This window comes from Desulfobacter sp. (genome assembly GCF_050177295.1).
In genome coordinates this window covers 1-15,836 of the sequence record NZ_JBFXHE010000016.1, presented here as the reverse complement: position 1 = coordinate 15,836, position 15,836 = coordinate 1, and the positions used below count along the sequence as shown (strand labels likewise).

General features: G+C 51.0%; 11 protein-coding genes. 1 reads left to right on the top strand and 10 read right to left on the bottom strand.

Annotated elements, in window-relative coordinates; genetic code table 11:
* Positions 1–412: 412 nt before the first annotated feature.
* The 7 genes from AB7U36_RS02670 to AB7U36_RS02640 all read right to left on the bottom strand — a co-directional run bounded on the left by AB7U36_RS02670 (position 413) and on the right by AB7U36_RS02640 (position 11,770).
* The gene (locus tag AB7U36_RS02670; protein WP_428158265.1) at positions 413–619 is read right to left on the bottom strand and encodes a TOBE domain-containing protein; all 207 of its coding nucleotides are present in this window, start codon (positions 617–619) and stop codon (positions 413–415) included.
* Between the two features lie 243 nt (positions 620–862).
* Entirely contained in the window at positions 863–1,726 is an 864-nt protein-coding gene (locus tag AB7U36_RS02665) for a universal stress protein (RefSeq protein WP_428158264.1), read from the bottom strand.
* Between the two features lie 251 nt (positions 1,727–1,977).
* Positions 1,978–2,838: a polyphosphate kinase 2 family protein gene (locus tag AB7U36_RS02660; RefSeq protein ID WP_428158263.1), complete on the bottom strand. Its 861-nt coding sequence runs from the start codon at positions 2,836–2,838 to the stop codon at positions 1,978–1,980.
* 123 nt (positions 2,839–2,961) lie between these two features.
* Positions 2,962–5,817 (bottom strand): hypothetical protein, encoded by a 2,856-nt coding sequence (locus AB7U36_RS02655; protein ID WP_428158262.1) that lies wholly within the window; start codon positions 5,815–5,817, stop codon positions 2,962–2,964.
* Positions 5,808–6,824 carry a serine hydrolase gene (locus tag AB7U36_RS02650; RefSeq protein ID WP_428158261.1) on the bottom strand — a complete coding sequence of 339 codons (1,017 nt, stop codon included), beginning with the start codon at positions 6,822–6,824 and terminating at the stop codon, positions 5,808–5,810. The genes AB7U36_RS02655 and AB7U36_RS02650 overlap by 10 nt, the downstream gene beginning before the upstream one ends.
* Before the next feature lie 187 nt (positions 6,825–7,011).
* The gene (locus tag AB7U36_RS02645) at positions 7,012–11,196 is read right to left on the bottom strand and encodes a hypothetical protein (RefSeq protein ID WP_428158260.1); all 4,185 of its coding nucleotides are present in this window, start codon (positions 11,194–11,196) and stop codon (positions 7,012–7,014) included.
* Between the two features lie 214 nt (positions 11,197–11,410).
* Positions 11,411–11,770, bottom strand: a complete 360-nt coding sequence (locus tag AB7U36_RS02640) for a hypothetical protein (protein WP_428158259.1) — start codon at positions 11,768–11,770, stop codon at positions 11,411–11,413.
* Between the two features lie 220 nt (positions 11,771–11,990).
* Between AB7U36_RS02640 and AB7U36_RS02635 the strand changes: the two genes are divergently transcribed.
* Positions 11,991–13,010, top strand: a complete 1,020-nt coding sequence (locus tag AB7U36_RS02635; protein ID WP_428158258.1) for a helix-turn-helix domain-containing protein — start codon at positions 11,991–11,993, stop codon at positions 13,008–13,010.
* A gap of 58 nt (positions 13,011–13,068) precedes the next feature.
* Here the strand turns inward: AB7U36_RS02635 and AB7U36_RS02630 are convergent, their stop codons facing one another.
* From AB7U36_RS02630 to AB7U36_RS02620, 3 genes are all read right to left on the bottom strand, one after another.
* Positions 13,069–13,965, bottom strand: a complete 897-nt coding sequence (locus tag AB7U36_RS02630; RefSeq protein WP_428158257.1) for a DUF4198 domain-containing protein — start codon at positions 13,963–13,965, stop codon at positions 13,069–13,071.
* A gap of 22 nt (positions 13,966–13,987) precedes the next feature.
* Positions 13,988–14,320, bottom strand: a complete 333-nt coding sequence (locus tag AB7U36_RS02625; RefSeq protein ID WP_428158256.1) for a hypothetical protein — start codon at positions 14,318–14,320, stop codon at positions 13,988–13,990.
* The coding region (locus tag AB7U36_RS02620; protein WP_428158255.1) for an efflux RND transporter permease subunit at positions 14,317–15,836 on the bottom strand (1,520 nt) is incomplete at its 5' end. The genes AB7U36_RS02625 and AB7U36_RS02620, both read right to left, overlap by 4 nt.

The following is a 15,836-nucleotide window of genomic DNA, read 5'->3' as shown; positions in this document are numbered from 1 at the left end:
AGGGGAATGTTCAAAAAAATGAATTTTTTGCCTGGCGGGGGTATATTAAAAAAGGGGTGAATCTGCCGTGTAAAAATGACATATAATGAATTTATCAAAGATAATCATTTGGAAACAACAGGTTATGATTTTTAAGAAGTTTTTTAAAAATGTTTTAGCGTGTTTGGCACTCCAATTGCTAATACTATTTACAAGTCACAAAACCAATTCATCTTTTTTTCCTTTTCCAAAAAAGGCTGCCGAAACCCGGCAGCCTTTTTTGGTTTTAGAGACCTACGAACTCCCACGCCGGCACTCTGAATTTCAAGCTTGGAAGCAATAGCAAAACTGTTTAAAGGACTCGGAAATACAATGCCCGGGCTTATTAAAGATTTAAAAAGCCCGGGCATTAGATTTTGTTAAATAATAGTGATCAGGCATCTAGCATGACGCTGGTTGCTTTAATTACAACGGTCACTTTTTTTCCTGCTGCAATTTCCAATTTTTCTACTGAGCTAGTTGTAATGGCAGACGTGATCTCTACGCCCGGTGCAATCTCAATGGTGGCCTCAGCCATTACCTGGCCTTTTTTGACTTCTTTGACAGTACCCTTAATAAGATTTCTTGCGCTTAATGTCATAACAAATTTCCCCTATCAATTATTATTATTTCAACCTTACTTCTGTATTATTCAACAGAGCTGAAACGCTAAATATATTACAGCAGTAAGTTCCCTTTTATGCGATGTAAGTATGATGTGGTATCAGAATAGTCCCGATCGTCTGTTTATTAATTCGAGCATTAAGTTATTTTTCTGAAAAAGTCAATTTGAAATTATCTGATTTTTTCTGGCGCCTATCCTGAGTGAAGATGATTTTCCGGTTTACCCGCACAGCCATAAAGAAGCATGTTTCATTTCCCTGAACAAAACAGAGCAAACCGGGCCTTTGAACAGACGAGACAGTATATTATTGCTTTGGCTTCCGGCCCTTCCCAGTGCAACAGACGCATAGGCTTTTCTTTCAGTTAGTTTTAAAATCTGTTGGGCAGGATTGCTTGAAACAGGCAATTGCGTTCTGATTCGGTTTATATCCAGGTTGTTTCTCGATAAATTTTGTATATACTGATCCATTAAAGATGGCTCTAAAAACACAGATTCAGGTGCCAAAAGGTCAATGCAGTGCTCTTTGCTATCAGCCAGGATAAATCCGACATGATCCGCCATCTGAAAAGAGGCGGGAGAACCGTCAAGATACAATAAAACATCTTTTCCAACCCCTTCCGAAGTGTTGCACAGCCACAGCGGGAACGGTGCTTTTTTTTCAAAAAGCTTTGCACTAACGCTTTCTTCAAAGGCCTCTTCAAGCATGGAGATTCCACTTCGGCCCAGGACCACAGCATCATAGGCACCTTTTTCCCCCTCCTGAATAATATCCGCCACTTTTAAAAACATCGGGGTTTGGGATTTATAAATTACATTTTTTTTCAAAAACCCTTTTTCCATCAGAATGGTACCGGCATGTTTAAGTGCCTCTTCCCCCTTTGCCTGCAGTTCCTTTTCCTGATTCTTCCGCAGGGTGACGGGTTCCGAGCTTTTCTCCTTTTCCGCAGGCAGACGCGTCTGGGATGCTGAGTAAAAAAGGGTGGATTTGATATTGGTTTTATCCGGAAAAAAATCACCCACAAAACGCGCACCGTATAGCGCGCTCTTCTGATCTGAAACGGTAATTAAAAAATGTCTGTCCATCTTTTTTCCTTCCTGTTTCAATTACTATTTAAATGAAGGGGAAATATTTGACAAACCCCGGGTTCCCCGATATCAAACAAGCATGCCGTCTTTAAAAATGTTACGGCATTATAATATACAGATTTTGCTGAAATGAAAGGATTTTCCAGTTCATGTTAGAACAAAATATTCTCATCACAGGTCTGTTTGTATTTACCGCAAAATCAATGTCATTCACGGCGATGCAATCCTTTCCTTTTGCCATGACCGCTTCAGTTCCCTTTCTCCGGCCTGCCCCCTCCCTCTTTTTTCCGGATTTCGTGGTATTTTTTCCTGATCTCCTTGATGTCAACAGTGGGATCCGGCATTTTCATGTGCAGGGAGTCCAGGGTCTCGACAATGATTCTGGATATGGCAAGGTTTCGGAACCACTTGTAATTGGCAGGGATAATGAACCACGGGGCCTGTTTGGTACTGCATTTTTCCATGGCAGATTCAAATGCCCTGGTGTAATCGTCCCAGTAATGCCGCTCTGTGTAGTCACTTTCGCTGATTTTCCACTGGCGCCGGGGATCATCAATCCTCTTTTTGAACCGCTTTAGTTGTTCGTCCGCGTCAATGTGCAGATAGAATTTGAGTATGTGGGTGCCGTTGCCGTGAAGAATTTTCTCAAAATCGTTGATCTGATCGTAACGCTTTGACCAGACCTCCTTGGGCACGAGGTCATGCACCCGCACCACCAGCACATCCTCATAGTGGGAGCGGTTGAAAATGGCCACCTGTCCCCGTGCGGGCGCTGCCTTGTGATAGCGCCAGAGAAAATCGTGGGCAGCCTCCTCGGTAGAGGGAACCTTGAACCCGTTCACGGTACAGCCCTGGGGATTCAGGGTCGCGAGCACATGGTTAATGGTGCCGTCCTTCCCGGCTGCATCCCTGCCCTGAAGGCAGATGAGCAGAGAGTGCTTGTTTTCCGCGTACAGCAGATACTGAAGTTTCCTCAGTTTGTTGTTGTACACCTCGATTTCGGCCAATGCATGTTCATGGGATTTGTGCCGGTCCCTGAAGCTGGCATCTATTTCCTTTAGATTGACCTTGTCCCCCGGTTTAACCTGAAACCTCTTGACATAATCCATGACGATCCCCTTAGCTGTTTTAAATGATGCTTCAGAATAGGAGGTAAAACAGAACCATGCCTTTTGTCAAGAACAGTCCAACAGACGATTGACGTCTTGGGGACGTGAAAATCTCCCGCCGGGTTACCGCCTGAAACGCCCGGTCCGTTCAATGGCGCGGACAGCCATACCCCGCACCGTCCTGGACGGGCTGCCGATCAGTTCGGCCATAAGGGGTAGAAACCGGTCATCGGACTGGTACATGAGAAGGTTCAGGGTTTTCTCCTTTAACACATCGTCCTCCCCCTTGAGCATGGCAGCATAGGATTCAAATTCCCCGGGGATTTCCTTGTCGTCTTTGGTTAAAGGGAGATCCTGCCGGGGAGAAAAGCCGGTTTCAATCACCGGGATGATGACCTGCTTGATATTGATCTCCAGCACATTGTCCAGAAATTCCATGGCACTGATCCGGGTCTGGGCGTCCGGGCTTTTAATGCCCTTGTAAGCGTTGTACATCTCCGCCGGCGGGTAGCTTAAGCCCAGTAGTCTGAAAATTCGTTCAAGGTTTTCATCCAGCCGGGTTTCAAGGGTCCGGATCAGGTGTTCCCGTGCCAGGGTGCGGTTGCGGGCGGTATCGTCGCCGGCTGATTCAATGGCCATCTGACCGTACAGAATAAAAAGCATCTCCATGTAATCGTCAGCTTCGGACTTGATTTTATTCAGGACCTGTTTTTTGTCAAACAGAAGAGATCCGGACTTGATCCGAAGCCTGTTCAATGCCCGGATCACTTCGTAGCTCATCCCGATATCGGTTTCCATCAGGTGACGGGAGAGGATATCAACGGCCTTTTGATTATTAAAGGCGGCAATCACCCCGGGCAGCTGTTTGCGGATGATAGAGGAGATATAGACATTGGACAGAGCCTCCTCCAGGGCGTCAAGGACCTGGGGACCATGGCTGATAAGTCCCTGAACCGCTGCATTCCGGTAATGGCTGCTTCGGCCTAAAAAGGAGAACAGGCTCCGGATAAACATCGGGTTCTGGGTCCGGCCGGCACTGATGACCGCTTCTGCCGCAACTTCCGGATCCCGGTCTTCCATTAAAATGAACAGATAGGGATGAAGGTCCGGGATATCGGAAACGCCGATGGCCCGGGCGCAGACTTTGCAGGTGAACGCAGCCTGTCTTTCTTCCATCTCATTGGCACTGAAAAGCAGCTGCTCTATCATTTTTTCTGGATTGAAATTTGCACGAAGCAGGCGGTTGCGTCGTGCCTCCCGCACCAGGCAGAGCAGGGCCGCACCCTGAAGCCGGTAATCACTGTCCGCCAGCAGCTTTTGAAGAAACTGCCGTGGCTGTTTGTCAAAATGGAACAGATACCGCATGGCTTCGGTGCGCACGGTCAGGTTTTTTCTTTCGTACATCAGGCGTTCAACTTTATCCCTCACATCAATTTTTTTCAGAAAATAGAGCTGTCGAAGCGCTTCCGCACAGATTTTCGGGTCCGGGTGCGCCAGCAGACGGATAAAGTTGTCACTGAGCTTCTCACTGTGGAACCCCGAGATGCGCTGCATCATATTTAAGATATCCCGGGTGTCCCCCCGGGAGAGCATTGCCGAGATACTTTGAATGATCTGTTCGTTTTCGGGAATCGGTCCCATGGGCAGGTCGTCAAGCGCTGCATCTGGATTAAACTTTTCGATAAAATAGTTGAGGTATTCCCGTTTGACCTTGAGGACAAGCAGAATCCACAGTCCCACAAAGGCGGCAATCACAAAGCTTATGTGGGCCGGGGCAGCATTGAGGCCGAACACCAGGCCAGCCAGAAGCAAGCCGCCGATACCGCCGGCCGCGCTGTCCACAAAGACATCAATGAAGGCCTTGGCCTGGCTCTTGATCTTCAGCGGCACCGGCAGGAACAGCAGCTCCATGCCGCTCTTGTTCAGTGAGTTTTTAAAACCGCCTTCACTGACCTTGATAAACACCGCCGACCACAGGGCTGGCGAAAAAAGCGTGGCAACAGCCCCCAGCAGTACGGCTGCCGGCATGAACAACAGGGAATAACCCACCCCGAACAGCTCCAGGGCCTTGCGGGTCAAAGCGATTTGAATTAATAGGGAGACAAGGTTCAGGTTTGACATCCACAGTCCCAGAAAGGCAGCCAGTTCGTCCTTGTCACTGATCACGCCCGACACAATGGTGTTGAACTGATAATCCACCAGGCGGGCGGTGACCACGCTCACCGTCAGGATCAGGGCGGTGTAGCGCAGGTGCCGGGATTTTAAGATCCTGGAGAGTGTCAGCCAGGTGCCCTGGGGCTCAAGGTCGGCCTGTGCAGGGGTTAACACTCGGTTTTGCAGACCGTAATTCCGCCATAGTTTCTCCATAATGGCAATGCATCCGGCAAGGCACAGGGCTGCGGCCGGAATCAGGTGGCAGCTGCCCATGACAGGGGCCAGCAACCGGGTCAGATAGCCGCCTGCGATGCCGCCGGCAATGGCACCGGAACCCATGGGGCCGAAGAGGCGTTTGGCCTCGCGGATATTGAAAAACAACCCTGCTGCCAGCCAGAACTGGGAGGCGCAGATTAGGGTGATCAGGCTGGCCCAGATAAAGAAGACGTAGAGGACAATCCCTGGGGCGATATGGAAATAGATAAACACCCAGAAGAGCATAAGGCAGCAGATGGCGCTGACAAGGGTGGCACGCATCAGGCTTTCCAGTGACCGGGTCTTCAAAAGGGATGAATAGTACCAGGAAAGCGTGGCCGCAAGCACGGCTGTGAGCATATAGGCCTCGGGCAGGTGCCGGGCGCTGAACCGGGCCAGGAACAGGGCCGTGCTCACGGGTTTGGCAATCATCAGGGCACAGATGAGCAAAAACAGGTAAACAAACATCCACACTGTCCGGTGAAGTTCTCCCTCCCGGATATCAAATATTTTTTTGAGCAGCGGGTATAACAGATGCTGTCCAAGGATGCTGTTTTTCATTACAGCCATGGATAACTTTTTCTCTTGATGCGGGCATGCGGGGCCGACGGATCTGCGGCTGCCTGTTCCAGACGCGGCACCGAGAACTTTCCGGCATTGGTTTTAAGCACCGATTCCAGCACCGGAAGCAGGTTCTGCAAAATCATCTCTCCATTGGCGTCTTCCACAAGGGCCACGGCAATGTAATGCCGCCAGCCCGGCCCCCAGACCAGGACGGAATCAGAGTGCCAGGTTTTCCATGTCCCGGATTTCCGGAAAATCTTTGCATCCGGGACCATATTTTTCAACGCTTTGACAAATTTATGCTCTATATCCGGGTCCACCAGGATTTCAAGCATCTGCCGGCTGCGTTCCGGGCTGATCAGACGGCCCATGGCCAGCTCGTAATAAAACCGGCACACCTGGGTGGCGGTTGCCGCGTGGCTTAAGCCCTTAAGGGGGTCGGGGAGCCTGCAGCAGGTCTTTGCATATTTTTTGCCGACCCACAGACCGCCCCCGTGATCCTGGTCATAAAACCCGTACTGCGGCATGACAAGGATCTGCTGGATCCGTTCAAGGGTGATCTTTTCAATCACCCGGGTGGCTGCCTGGTTATTGGATTTGCGTATCATCAGGCCAAGGTCGTCCATGATCCGGGGGGTCTGTTCAAGGCCGTCGTACTCAAAACAGTGAAAGGCTGCCAGCAGCACGGCGATCTTGGGCAGACTGGCCGCATACATCATTTCACCCCCGTTGATCCGGGCAAACATGATATGGCCCGGGTCGGACAGATCCACCAGGCCCACGGTCATTTTCTTTTCCCGGATCAGTTTCTGCCAGGTTTTATTCTGCGACAGCGTATATTCAAGCGTTTTTTGAAAATTTTTATCTGCCAGGTTTTTCAAGGGGTTGGCCGTTTGTGGGGCCAGTGCAAGGGGCAGGGGAAAATCGGATGACCAGGCGTTTGGCATTACCGGCGGAAAGCAGAAAAGCAACGTACCGACGATTCCCAATAAAACAAACGAATACTTTTTCATGATTGTGCTGAAGGGCCTCCAAAGAATAGGATTATAGGCCGGGTCAGGCAGAAAAAAGATCATGTTCGGGCGGGCCGGATTTTACCCTTCCTCTTGTGTTCCCGTGTCATTTTTTCGTTTCCGTACCCCGGGTTTGTGTTGACAGATAACACGAAACCAACCACTTTGGAACAGCTATTTTGATCCCCTAATCCGGCGTATTGCTTTGATTGGCATCTGTTTCAGGATCAGGGCCGGTAGGGCCGGTATGTTCCCGGGCCGGGCCTGCCGGTGTCCGGTGCGCCTTTTGATGGGGTGTGGCCTTGCGCAGTTGCACTTTGGACCACAGTACGGGGGTGCAAAACCTGGTCCATCCCCATTTCAGAACATTTATGAGCCAGAAGGAGACCCAAAGCGCCCAGGACAGCATGGCAACCCGGTAGGCCCACATGGGAATGGACACCATCCAGGTCCGGGGCAGGGCAGGTCCTGACACATCATGGTACCAGCGCATCAGAAGGACACTGGAACCGTTTCCCCGGATATTCATATCCGGATGGCCTAAAAGTCCGTTGGAGATGCTGAAAACCAGACACACACCCGATACCAGGGTCAATGCCAGGATGCCCAGCTGGATCAGGTTGAACTTCATGCCGGTGAACTGATCGGCTTTAGGCCGTAAATCCAGGGCGATTAGCCAGCCCGCCACAATGATGGCGGCTGCCGGATGATTCATGGTGATGCCGGTGAACAGCAGAAACCACTGCAACAGATTCAACGGTGTCCATCCGGTTTTTGACAGGATAAAGGCAATGATCAGGATCACGATCAGTTCGGACCAGAACAGCACGGCCGGGCCCAGAGCCGGTTCCCCGCCCAGAAACAGGGGCCACCGGCTGCTGCCGGGTCTAATGTCCACACAGGTATTGGCGCTGTCCATGCCTAAATCAACGGCCGGTGTTTTATAAAAAGGGGTAATCCCGCTGGATGACACCCATTGGAGCACAATGTCCTGGTGTCCGGGAACAATGGGCAGGGTCACCTGGCTCTGATCCTGCCGGATGGGGGTTATCCTGCCTTGAATTTTTACCTCCTGCAGCCTGGCGTCTTTGGGAAGGGTAATGGTGTGGTGTCCGCCCTGGCTGCTGTTGATGGTAAGAGCCAGCCGGGCTGTGGTGGCTGCTCTGCCCGGTGAAAAGGTCAGCAGGCTTTTTTCAATGGTCATTGTCTGCCCCCCAATGCCCTGGGGCCGTGTGATGGTCAGTGCCAGGGTCTCCCCGGGCCAGGGGTGCCAGGCGGGATACCAGCGGGTGCCGGTTTTATGAAAGATCACAGGGGTGCCCTGGTATTCCATGTGGAAAACAGGGCTGACATCCACCTTCCATATTTCGGTCCAGTCCGGGGTATCCGCGTGTTTTAACTCTATTTTATCCGAGGGTGCCAGAAAGGATTCCCAGCTCACTATTTTCTGTCCGGACCGGAAATTGACTTTTGCCGTGTTCCCCTGTACCCGGATGCCCCCGGTGGTGATGGATTCGCCGGGAAGCAAAGGAATGTCAAGTTTGATACTTGATTTTTCTTCTCCTTCACGGGTCACCCGGGTGTTTACTTTCCAGACAAGACCGAGCAGCAGGGTGCGTTCAACCCTGGCAAAGGCGGGCAAGACACCTGTCTCAAGCATTTGCTGATTTTCATCACCTGTTCGGGCGTTTCGTTTAAACTGGAGCTGGGTATCAAAGCTGCCGTCAGGATGACTGCCCTCCACGGTCCAGCCGTCCATGACAATATCCAGGTGCCGGGGTTTTAAAGGAAAGGAAAGCTGGAAACCGCTCTGCTGACGTATGGCACCGTTAAGGTCTATTTTGTGCCGGCCTTTGGGGATCATTACCCAGAATTGTCCCTCTTTTTTAAAGATACCGGCAGCGGTCCGGTCATCTACGGTGACCTGGGACGGCAGCCACTGGCTGTCATTTCCGGGAATGGGGATTGCCGTGTCAATGGCTGCGTGAACCGACACGCTGATTTTCATCACATCCTCTTTCAGATCAATGGACGCCTGGGGCAGATTTGCGCAGTTATTGAAACATTTGTCCGTTTCGAGCAGCCGCTTTTCCAGTTCTTCCAGCATGGCCGTTGGCGGGAATTGTGTTGCATGGGACACTGCCGGCATAAAGCACAGAACCAGTGCAAACAACGCAGGAAGCATCTGTCTGATACCGGTTACACCGGCCTTTTTAATGCCGCCTTTGCCAATGCCGAGCATGCCCGCACCTAAGAGCACCACAAGGGCGACCCGTAAGAAAGCCAGGGCCAGATTGACTTTTGGCCCGATCAGAAAAAAAATGATGGACTGGTCTTTGCTTACAGGGCCGGACCAGGAAAAGGGGATGGTTTTATAGGCTGGCCACAGGGGCATGCCCGGGCCTGTCTGGGTTCTGGCTTTGGGGTCGTACTGCATAACTTGGGCGGGCCTGCTGTCGGCTGGTGCCGGTGCACTGGTCGTGGACATGGCTTTGGACATGCTTCCCAAAAGGCTCTTCCTGGCCAGAGCCTGGGGTGCCACTTCCTGCTTCTGGATATTGTCTTCCATCATGAGTACCCGCTCCTGTGATTCGGACTGCATCACCGTATTTGAGGTGTCGGTCCATGTCATGGCCAGTTCCGGGTATATGCCGGTGCGAAGGGTCTGGATGGCAAACGGAATCACAATGGCGGCAAAGCTGATCAGCGCCAGGCCCTGGCAAAGTTTGACAAAGGCGCGCATCCTTCCCCCGGGCAGGTGTTTGAGCAAGGTGAATCCCACCAGGAGCACCAGCCAGATGTACTTGGGTGCCTGGTCTTCATGGAAGATCAGCACCAGGGTGACAAAGGCCAGGAGGGCTAACGGTTTTGAATAGACCCGGGACAGGGCAATGGTAAAAATCAGGACCACAAAAAAATCCAGCAGGGTCCATCTGCCCACCCAGGTGCCGGGAATGCGGTCCACACCCCGGGCATTTATCAGGATCCAGCCTGCAGGCAGCTTAAGCGTGCCTTTTACGTCATTGAAATCATGGTCCCAGCCCGTTGCCGGAACTTTGGCAATCCCTTTTTCAGAGGTGGCATCAGCCAAAATATTAATCCTACCGTTTCTCAGCTCAATACCGGCCTTGTCGCTATCGTCTCTTTTGGTGATCAACTGCTCTTTACCATCCACAAGGACCTGGCCCGGATGGATGGCCGGATCCAGTTCCAGGCGCCAGTTGGTGTTTTTTTGGCCCGTGATTTTATCCTGGATAAAAAAGCCTGCCCCGTTAAAACGCAGCCACAGGGTCCGGTCCAGGGAGAGCTGGTCCGGGGCAGGTTCCGGATCTCCCCGTTTGATTTGCTTAAAGACCAGTGTGGCGGCAGGTGCCATCAGGTACGACGGAAAGGATCGCCATTTTGCCGGCATGGCCGTCTGTTTGGGGTCAACGGGTTCGGCCCCTGAAATCTGCACCTGTCTCAGGTCCGTCCTGGCACTGAAGGACCAGATCTCCTTATCCGGCCAGAATGCCTGGTCCGGACGGATGAACCGGACGGTCTCCAAAGGCCCTGCATGGCGCAGATTAAGGTTAAGGTTATATCGTCCGGGCCGGACCTGGATGGTGATCCGGCCGTCGGATTCCAGACGGGCGGGCAGCGGGCTTTCAAAGGATACCGGAGTGAACGTATCGCTTGGGTATACCGGTCCCAGCACCATCTGCCGGGCCTGGCCCGACACTTCCAGGGTAAGATCAATTGCCATCCGGGCCGGGATATCATCCTCAATCAGCCGGAAACATTCGATTTTCAACCGGTCTTCCACCCGTTTTTCACGATCCCTGTGTTTCAGCCACAACCGGCCCTTGTCGTCCAGATCCGGGAATTTTACGGGCTGATTATCAATCTTTAAACTTACCAGGCCGGTTGATGCCGGGATGTTCAGGTTTTCGGGCATGATTCCCCAGGAGAATTGTCCGGTGATGGTATGACTTCCCGGGGAAAGTACCAGGCCCGGGGTATTGTCTTGGTCCAGAACCACGACAGGCCTGCCGTCGGCCAGAACTTGCCCGGGCCAGTTGCGGCCGCTTCCCGGCAGATCAACCGGGGTCTGAACATACACCTGCCAGGACTGTTCAAAGATGCCCCCCCTGTCTGTCAGATTCAGACTCAACGCTCCCGGCCAGGCGCAAAGGACCTGTCCTGCATTGTTGTACATGGGGATGCATGACAACTGCGCTTCTTTTCCGTGCAGCACCCATTCTTTCCAGGGCGCAAGGGCATCGGGAGCGTAAACAGATGCCCGGGCATGGGCATGGCCATATACTGCCAGAAAAATTGCAGCAGCCATAAGCAATATACGAATATCGCCGACATTTCGCTGAAAGGTCATGACTCTGTCCTTTTTGAAAAAAGACTCTGACAAATTTTAGGTTAGAAAATACAGCCGGGGCCGTATTTAATTCCATTGGCCCATACTCTAATAGGAATATTGATAAAAATCAAAGATTATACCGATTTCAGATGCGATTTTTCTAGGAACACAGAGGATTGATACATGAGAATCCACACCATCAACATCACGGCCGCGTATGTGGGAATTGATTTTACTCATTTTTTTTGCATTGGCAATTTTTGCAGTTACCGGTGCATTTATGACAATCCTGCTTAAGAAGCCTGTCCTCTATGGCACATCCCTCAGGCGCAATCTGGTCAGCCATGGCACCGCTAAAATAAACGCATTTTCTGCATACTTTAGGAAGATTAGAAGCCAAAATCATTCTGCCAAAAGAATAAACTGTTGAGATATCTTTAGTTTCCACATAAATACTATTATCCTTATCGTACATTACATTTCCAATTTCCTGGATCAGGGCAAAAGCGGATGCCCCGTCAAAGGTTCCCTTCATATCGATATGAAGGTTTTTATCCTGTTTATAGGTTTCCATGGTAAAATTATTCTCCATTTTCTCCTCCTTTAATTATGCAATCCAGTATAAGTTAGGAATGACTAAATTTTTAGGTGAAAATATTAATCATGTCAAGTGTTATTTTTAATTATGGCCCATTTTTTTTAGTTGCAGCAAACTTATTCTTGATATATATAAAGTTGCTGATATTACAAAATCGTTTCAGGGACGGATTTTGACGGAAACATAACCGATATGAATTGAGGAAGACCCGTTTATGACCGCTTGTATTCAGATGAGAGCCGATTTTATCTATCCGGGTGCCGGGCAGTTGGGTGAATTAATTTTTGAGATTAAAGGGGCCGAAGACACGGCGTTTTTACCGGAAATTTTACCGGTGGCCCCAGGGCTTTATCTGAGCATAATGACCGGCCCGGCCACTGCCTATCCCCGGGTGGATTTCAAGGTGGGTAATGCCCCTGTTACCTTCTGTCTGACACTTTCAGGCCGCTTTTTCAGTATATTTTCAAGCCCGGGCGGTTTTAAGGAAAAAAATCACGATATTGGGCCCAACACCAATACCATTGGTTCCCTTAAGGGAGCATGGGGCCGGATGGTTATTGATCCTTCACTTCCGGTCACCTGTGTGGAACTGCTGATTGACCCCCGCCTTTTGCACCGCTATCTTCCGGACCCTCTCATTGCTGATGCTTCAGGGGAAAAACAGATCCGCCTTTTCCGGGGGCAGGAATTTTTATCTTATCCCCTGGACCCGGAATTAAGAAAAACAGCACTGGAAATCCTGAATCCGCCGCCGCTTAATGGGCCTACCCTCGAATTGTTTTACCAGAGCCGGGCCATGATGCTTCTGTCCAGACAGGTGGAACTGTTCTGTCAAAACGCAGGGAAGACCGATGGCCCTCCTCTGAAAACTGACATCAGAAACCAGCTGGCGCACGCAAAATCCATTTTAACGGCAGACTTCCTGGACCCGCCCACCATCCCGGTACTGGCCAGGCGTTGCGGCCTCAATGAATTCACTTTGAAAAAAGAGTTTAAACGAACCTTTAATTCCACCATTTTCACCTTTGTCCAGAAACTGAAAATGGAACAGGCCTGGGTCCTGATCAGGGAGAAAAATCATTCCGTGTCCCAGGCCGCCAACGCCGTGGGCTACATCAATGTCAGCCATTTTTCCAAGGCCTTTAAAAAACAGTTCAGTATTAATCCCGGAATCCTTAAAAAATCCGGGAATCCGGGCTGTCCAGCCCATGAAGGCTGGCTCCCGGGCGGTTGACCAGATCCTGCCCGGGAGATCTTTTCATTTTTCCTTTGGGGGGTTAACCTTATTGTGTCTAAGGCTTTGCCGTAAATGATACGGTGGCCCCGTAGTAAATGGACTGGCATTTTGGGGCCAGTTCTTTGAGTTCATTATCTTTTGTAACCACGTTCTTTACAATGACCGAGGCTGTCCAGGCACCGGGGGTGGGCACCCGGATTTGGGCCTTGCCGTCCATGATATATGCCGTGAGCATATATTTATCCGGCCCGCCAAAGGTATTGGAGGTCATGTGCAGAAAGTTCCTGCCCTGCATATCGCAGGTCAAAGGTTTTCCCTTGAGCGTGACCGTAAATTTGACCAGGTCGCCTGCCTTGACATTACTCATGTCGGTGTCGGGCATGATCTCAAGGTCATATCCCAGGGGTTTGGGCTGGGTCCATTTTTCAATGCCGAAATAGGACTTACCCACGGCCTTGTACCGGGTGCTGAAATCAAAGGATTTTGCCCCTTTTATTTCGTCCATGGGTTTGGTGGCCATCTTGTGTTTGCCGTTGGCATCCACATATCCGGTAAAATAGGTGGCCTTGGATTCGGCAGCTACCTGGTAGGTGCCGGGCATGGCCTTATCGGTCAGTGAAATTTTTCTTAACCCCAGATCTCCGGGAACGATGGTCATTCCGGTTTTGGATGCAGTGGACGCTTCGTGTTTAATAACAGGAAGCGGAATTGGTGAAATGGAGTTATCCGGTCCGATCAGGCTGTATTTCTCAATCTCGATATTACCGGATTCAGAGGAGAGAAAATCGTCCAGGGGCATGGCATGTCCCCATCCAAGGCTGGTGATGACATGTCCCGGGGGATGGGCAAAGGATTCGTTGATGTTGACCCACAGGGAGTGGGCCTGGACAGTGCCTGCGCAAAGCGCTGTCAGGGCAAGGGTTAAACCGGTGGTTTTTAATTTTCGTAACATGTGATTTCTCCTTTTTGGGTTGTTATTCGTTTTTTTCAGACCCCATGGGTCCGTCTTCACGTACGGTATGTCCCGGGCCGCCATCCAGAAATACAGTATACGGCTGATCCGGGATGGTAAATTCGGCTTCTCCGTTCTCATCGAGTTTGATTTTTAAAATCTGTTTTTCTTTTTCATCCAGCAGATACAGGGGCAGGTTTGCAGCGGTGGCACCGGTGGAAAACATGCCTTCCACGGCCACGGTGCCGTCCCCGTTGTCTGTCAGATTCATGAAAAGGGTGTGGCTAAAGGCCGGGCCTGTGACAAGCAGCAGGGGCATGAGCGCCCCAAGCAGGCTCAATACTTTTTTTTTCATTGGGTTACCTCTTTGTTTAAATGGTGTTGGGTCTGTATACCATGGCTGGGAATTGTTTCCGGGCCAAAAGCCCCCAGGGCCCGGAGCAGGACCGGGGTGACAAAATAATCGGTCAGCAGGGCTGTCATGATGCCTGTACCGGTTAAAATGCCCAAGAAAAACATAACCTTGGCAGGAGAACTTAAGTAAACACTGAAGTTGGCCGTCAGGATCAGGGAGGTGAATAAAAGCGGAATCCCGATGGCGCTGAACGTATGGCGGATGGCGTAAGCATACTCCCGCTTCTGTTCAAAGGCCAGCTTGGCGTGGTTGATAAAATGGATGGTGTCATCCACGGCAAGCCCTAACAGCATGGGCATAATGGTGATGGTCATCATGTCCAGGGGCACCCGCATCCATCCCATGAGACCGCCCACGGCAATGGCCGGGGTGATGTTGGGAATCATGGCGATGAGACCGATTTTCAAGCTGCCGAAAACCAGGACCATCAGCCCCGTAATCACGCAGATGGCAATGAGAAACGAGGTGAGCTGGCCCTTGGACACAATATCCTGCATCACCGTGAACTGGGCCACAGAGCCTGCCAGGGTTACGGTTGCCCCCGGGAAAAGTGCGTGGGCTTTCTCGGTGATTTGGTGAAGTTCCCGGTATGCCTCAACCGTGTTGTAGTCCTTAATATCCACAGTCATGCGCAGGCGCCGGTATTCGTAATCAATCCATTTTTCAGCCTCACGTCCCCCGGCATTTTCATAAAGGAGCATGATCTGGGCCACCATTTCCCGGGTGTCGGGAATGGCGAAAAAACCAGGATCACCGTCATGGAGCACCTGGTTCATGTCCTTGATGATTTCAGTGATGGACGAGGTCTTTTTGGTCAAAGGAAAACCCTGGGCCTCCTGTTCCAGCAGATCCAGCTTTTTTAAGTTCTCAGGTTCCCTGGCCATGTTCTTGCCGGGAAATTCCACGACCACATTGTAAGAGTAGAGCGCGCCCAAAGGTGAGCTGCCCACCTGATCCAGACGGTTTACGTAAGACACCTTAAGCCCCATATTCTTGCGGATGTCAAAGTTGACCTCAAAATAGCGCAGCCCTGCCACAGCCGTCATGATACCTAAGGAAAATACAATCATGATGGACACCGGCCGGGCCAGGACCAGGTTGGCGAGCTTTGCCATCAGGCTTCCCAGCAGGGCATTGGAGTTCAACCGGGTCTGCTTCACATCCTGATCCTTTCCAAAGGCGAGCAGGGCCGGGATCATGATGACCACCATGAAAAAAATAATGGAGACCAGCAAGGAGGTTGATGACCCGATCCAGCGCACGGGCTTGACATCCACAAAGTGAAAGGAACAAAGCGCCCCCACCGTGGTCAGGGCCGTGAACAAGATAGGCCAGCCCGTTTCTTTGACGGCCAGGCGGACCGATTCTTTTCTTTTTCCGGTGTTAAGAAAATGTCGATTAAAAAATGAAAAAATATGGATGGAGTAGCCGATGGATACGGCAATGCCCAGATACA

Bases quoted from the DNA above. Each gene is read 5' to 3' on its own strand.
- AB7U36_RS02650 (WP_428158261.1), bottom strand. From the start codon at position 6,824: ATGAAAAAGTATTCGTTTGTTTTATTGGGAATCGTCGGTACGTTGCTT.
- AB7U36_RS02660 (WP_428158263.1), bottom strand. From the start codon at position 2,838: ATGGATTATGTCAAGAGGTTTCAGGTTAAACCGGGGGACAAGGTCAAT.
- AB7U36_RS02625 (WP_428158256.1), bottom strand. From the start codon at position 14,320: ATGAAAAAAAAAGTATTGAGCCTGCTTGGGGCGCTCATGCCCCTGCTG.
- AB7U36_RS02645 (WP_428158260.1), bottom strand. From the start codon at position 11,196: ATGACCTTTCAGCGAAATGTCGGCGATATTCGTATATTGCTTATGGCT.
- AB7U36_RS02635 (WP_428158258.1), top strand. From the start codon at position 11,991: ATGACCGCTTGTATTCAGATGAGAGCCGATTTTATCTATCCGGGTGCC.
- AB7U36_RS02665 (WP_428158264.1), bottom strand. From the start codon at position 1,726: ATGGACAGACATTTTTTAATTACCGTTTCAGATCAGAAGAGCGCGCTA.
- AB7U36_RS02630 (WP_428158257.1), bottom strand. From the start codon at position 13,965: ATGTTACGAAAATTAAAAACCACCGGTTTAACCCTTGCCCTGACAGCG.
- AB7U36_RS02670 (WP_428158265.1), bottom strand. From the start codon at position 619: ATGACATTAAGCGCAAGAAATCTTATTAAGGGTACTGTCAAAGAAGTC.
- AB7U36_RS02655 (WP_428158262.1), bottom strand. From the start codon at position 5,817: ATGGCTGTAATGAAAAACAGCATCCTTGGACAGCATCTGTTATACCCG.
- AB7U36_RS02640 (WP_428158259.1), bottom strand. From the start codon at position 11,770: ATGGAGAATAATTTTACCATGGAAACCTATAAACAGGATAAAAACCTT.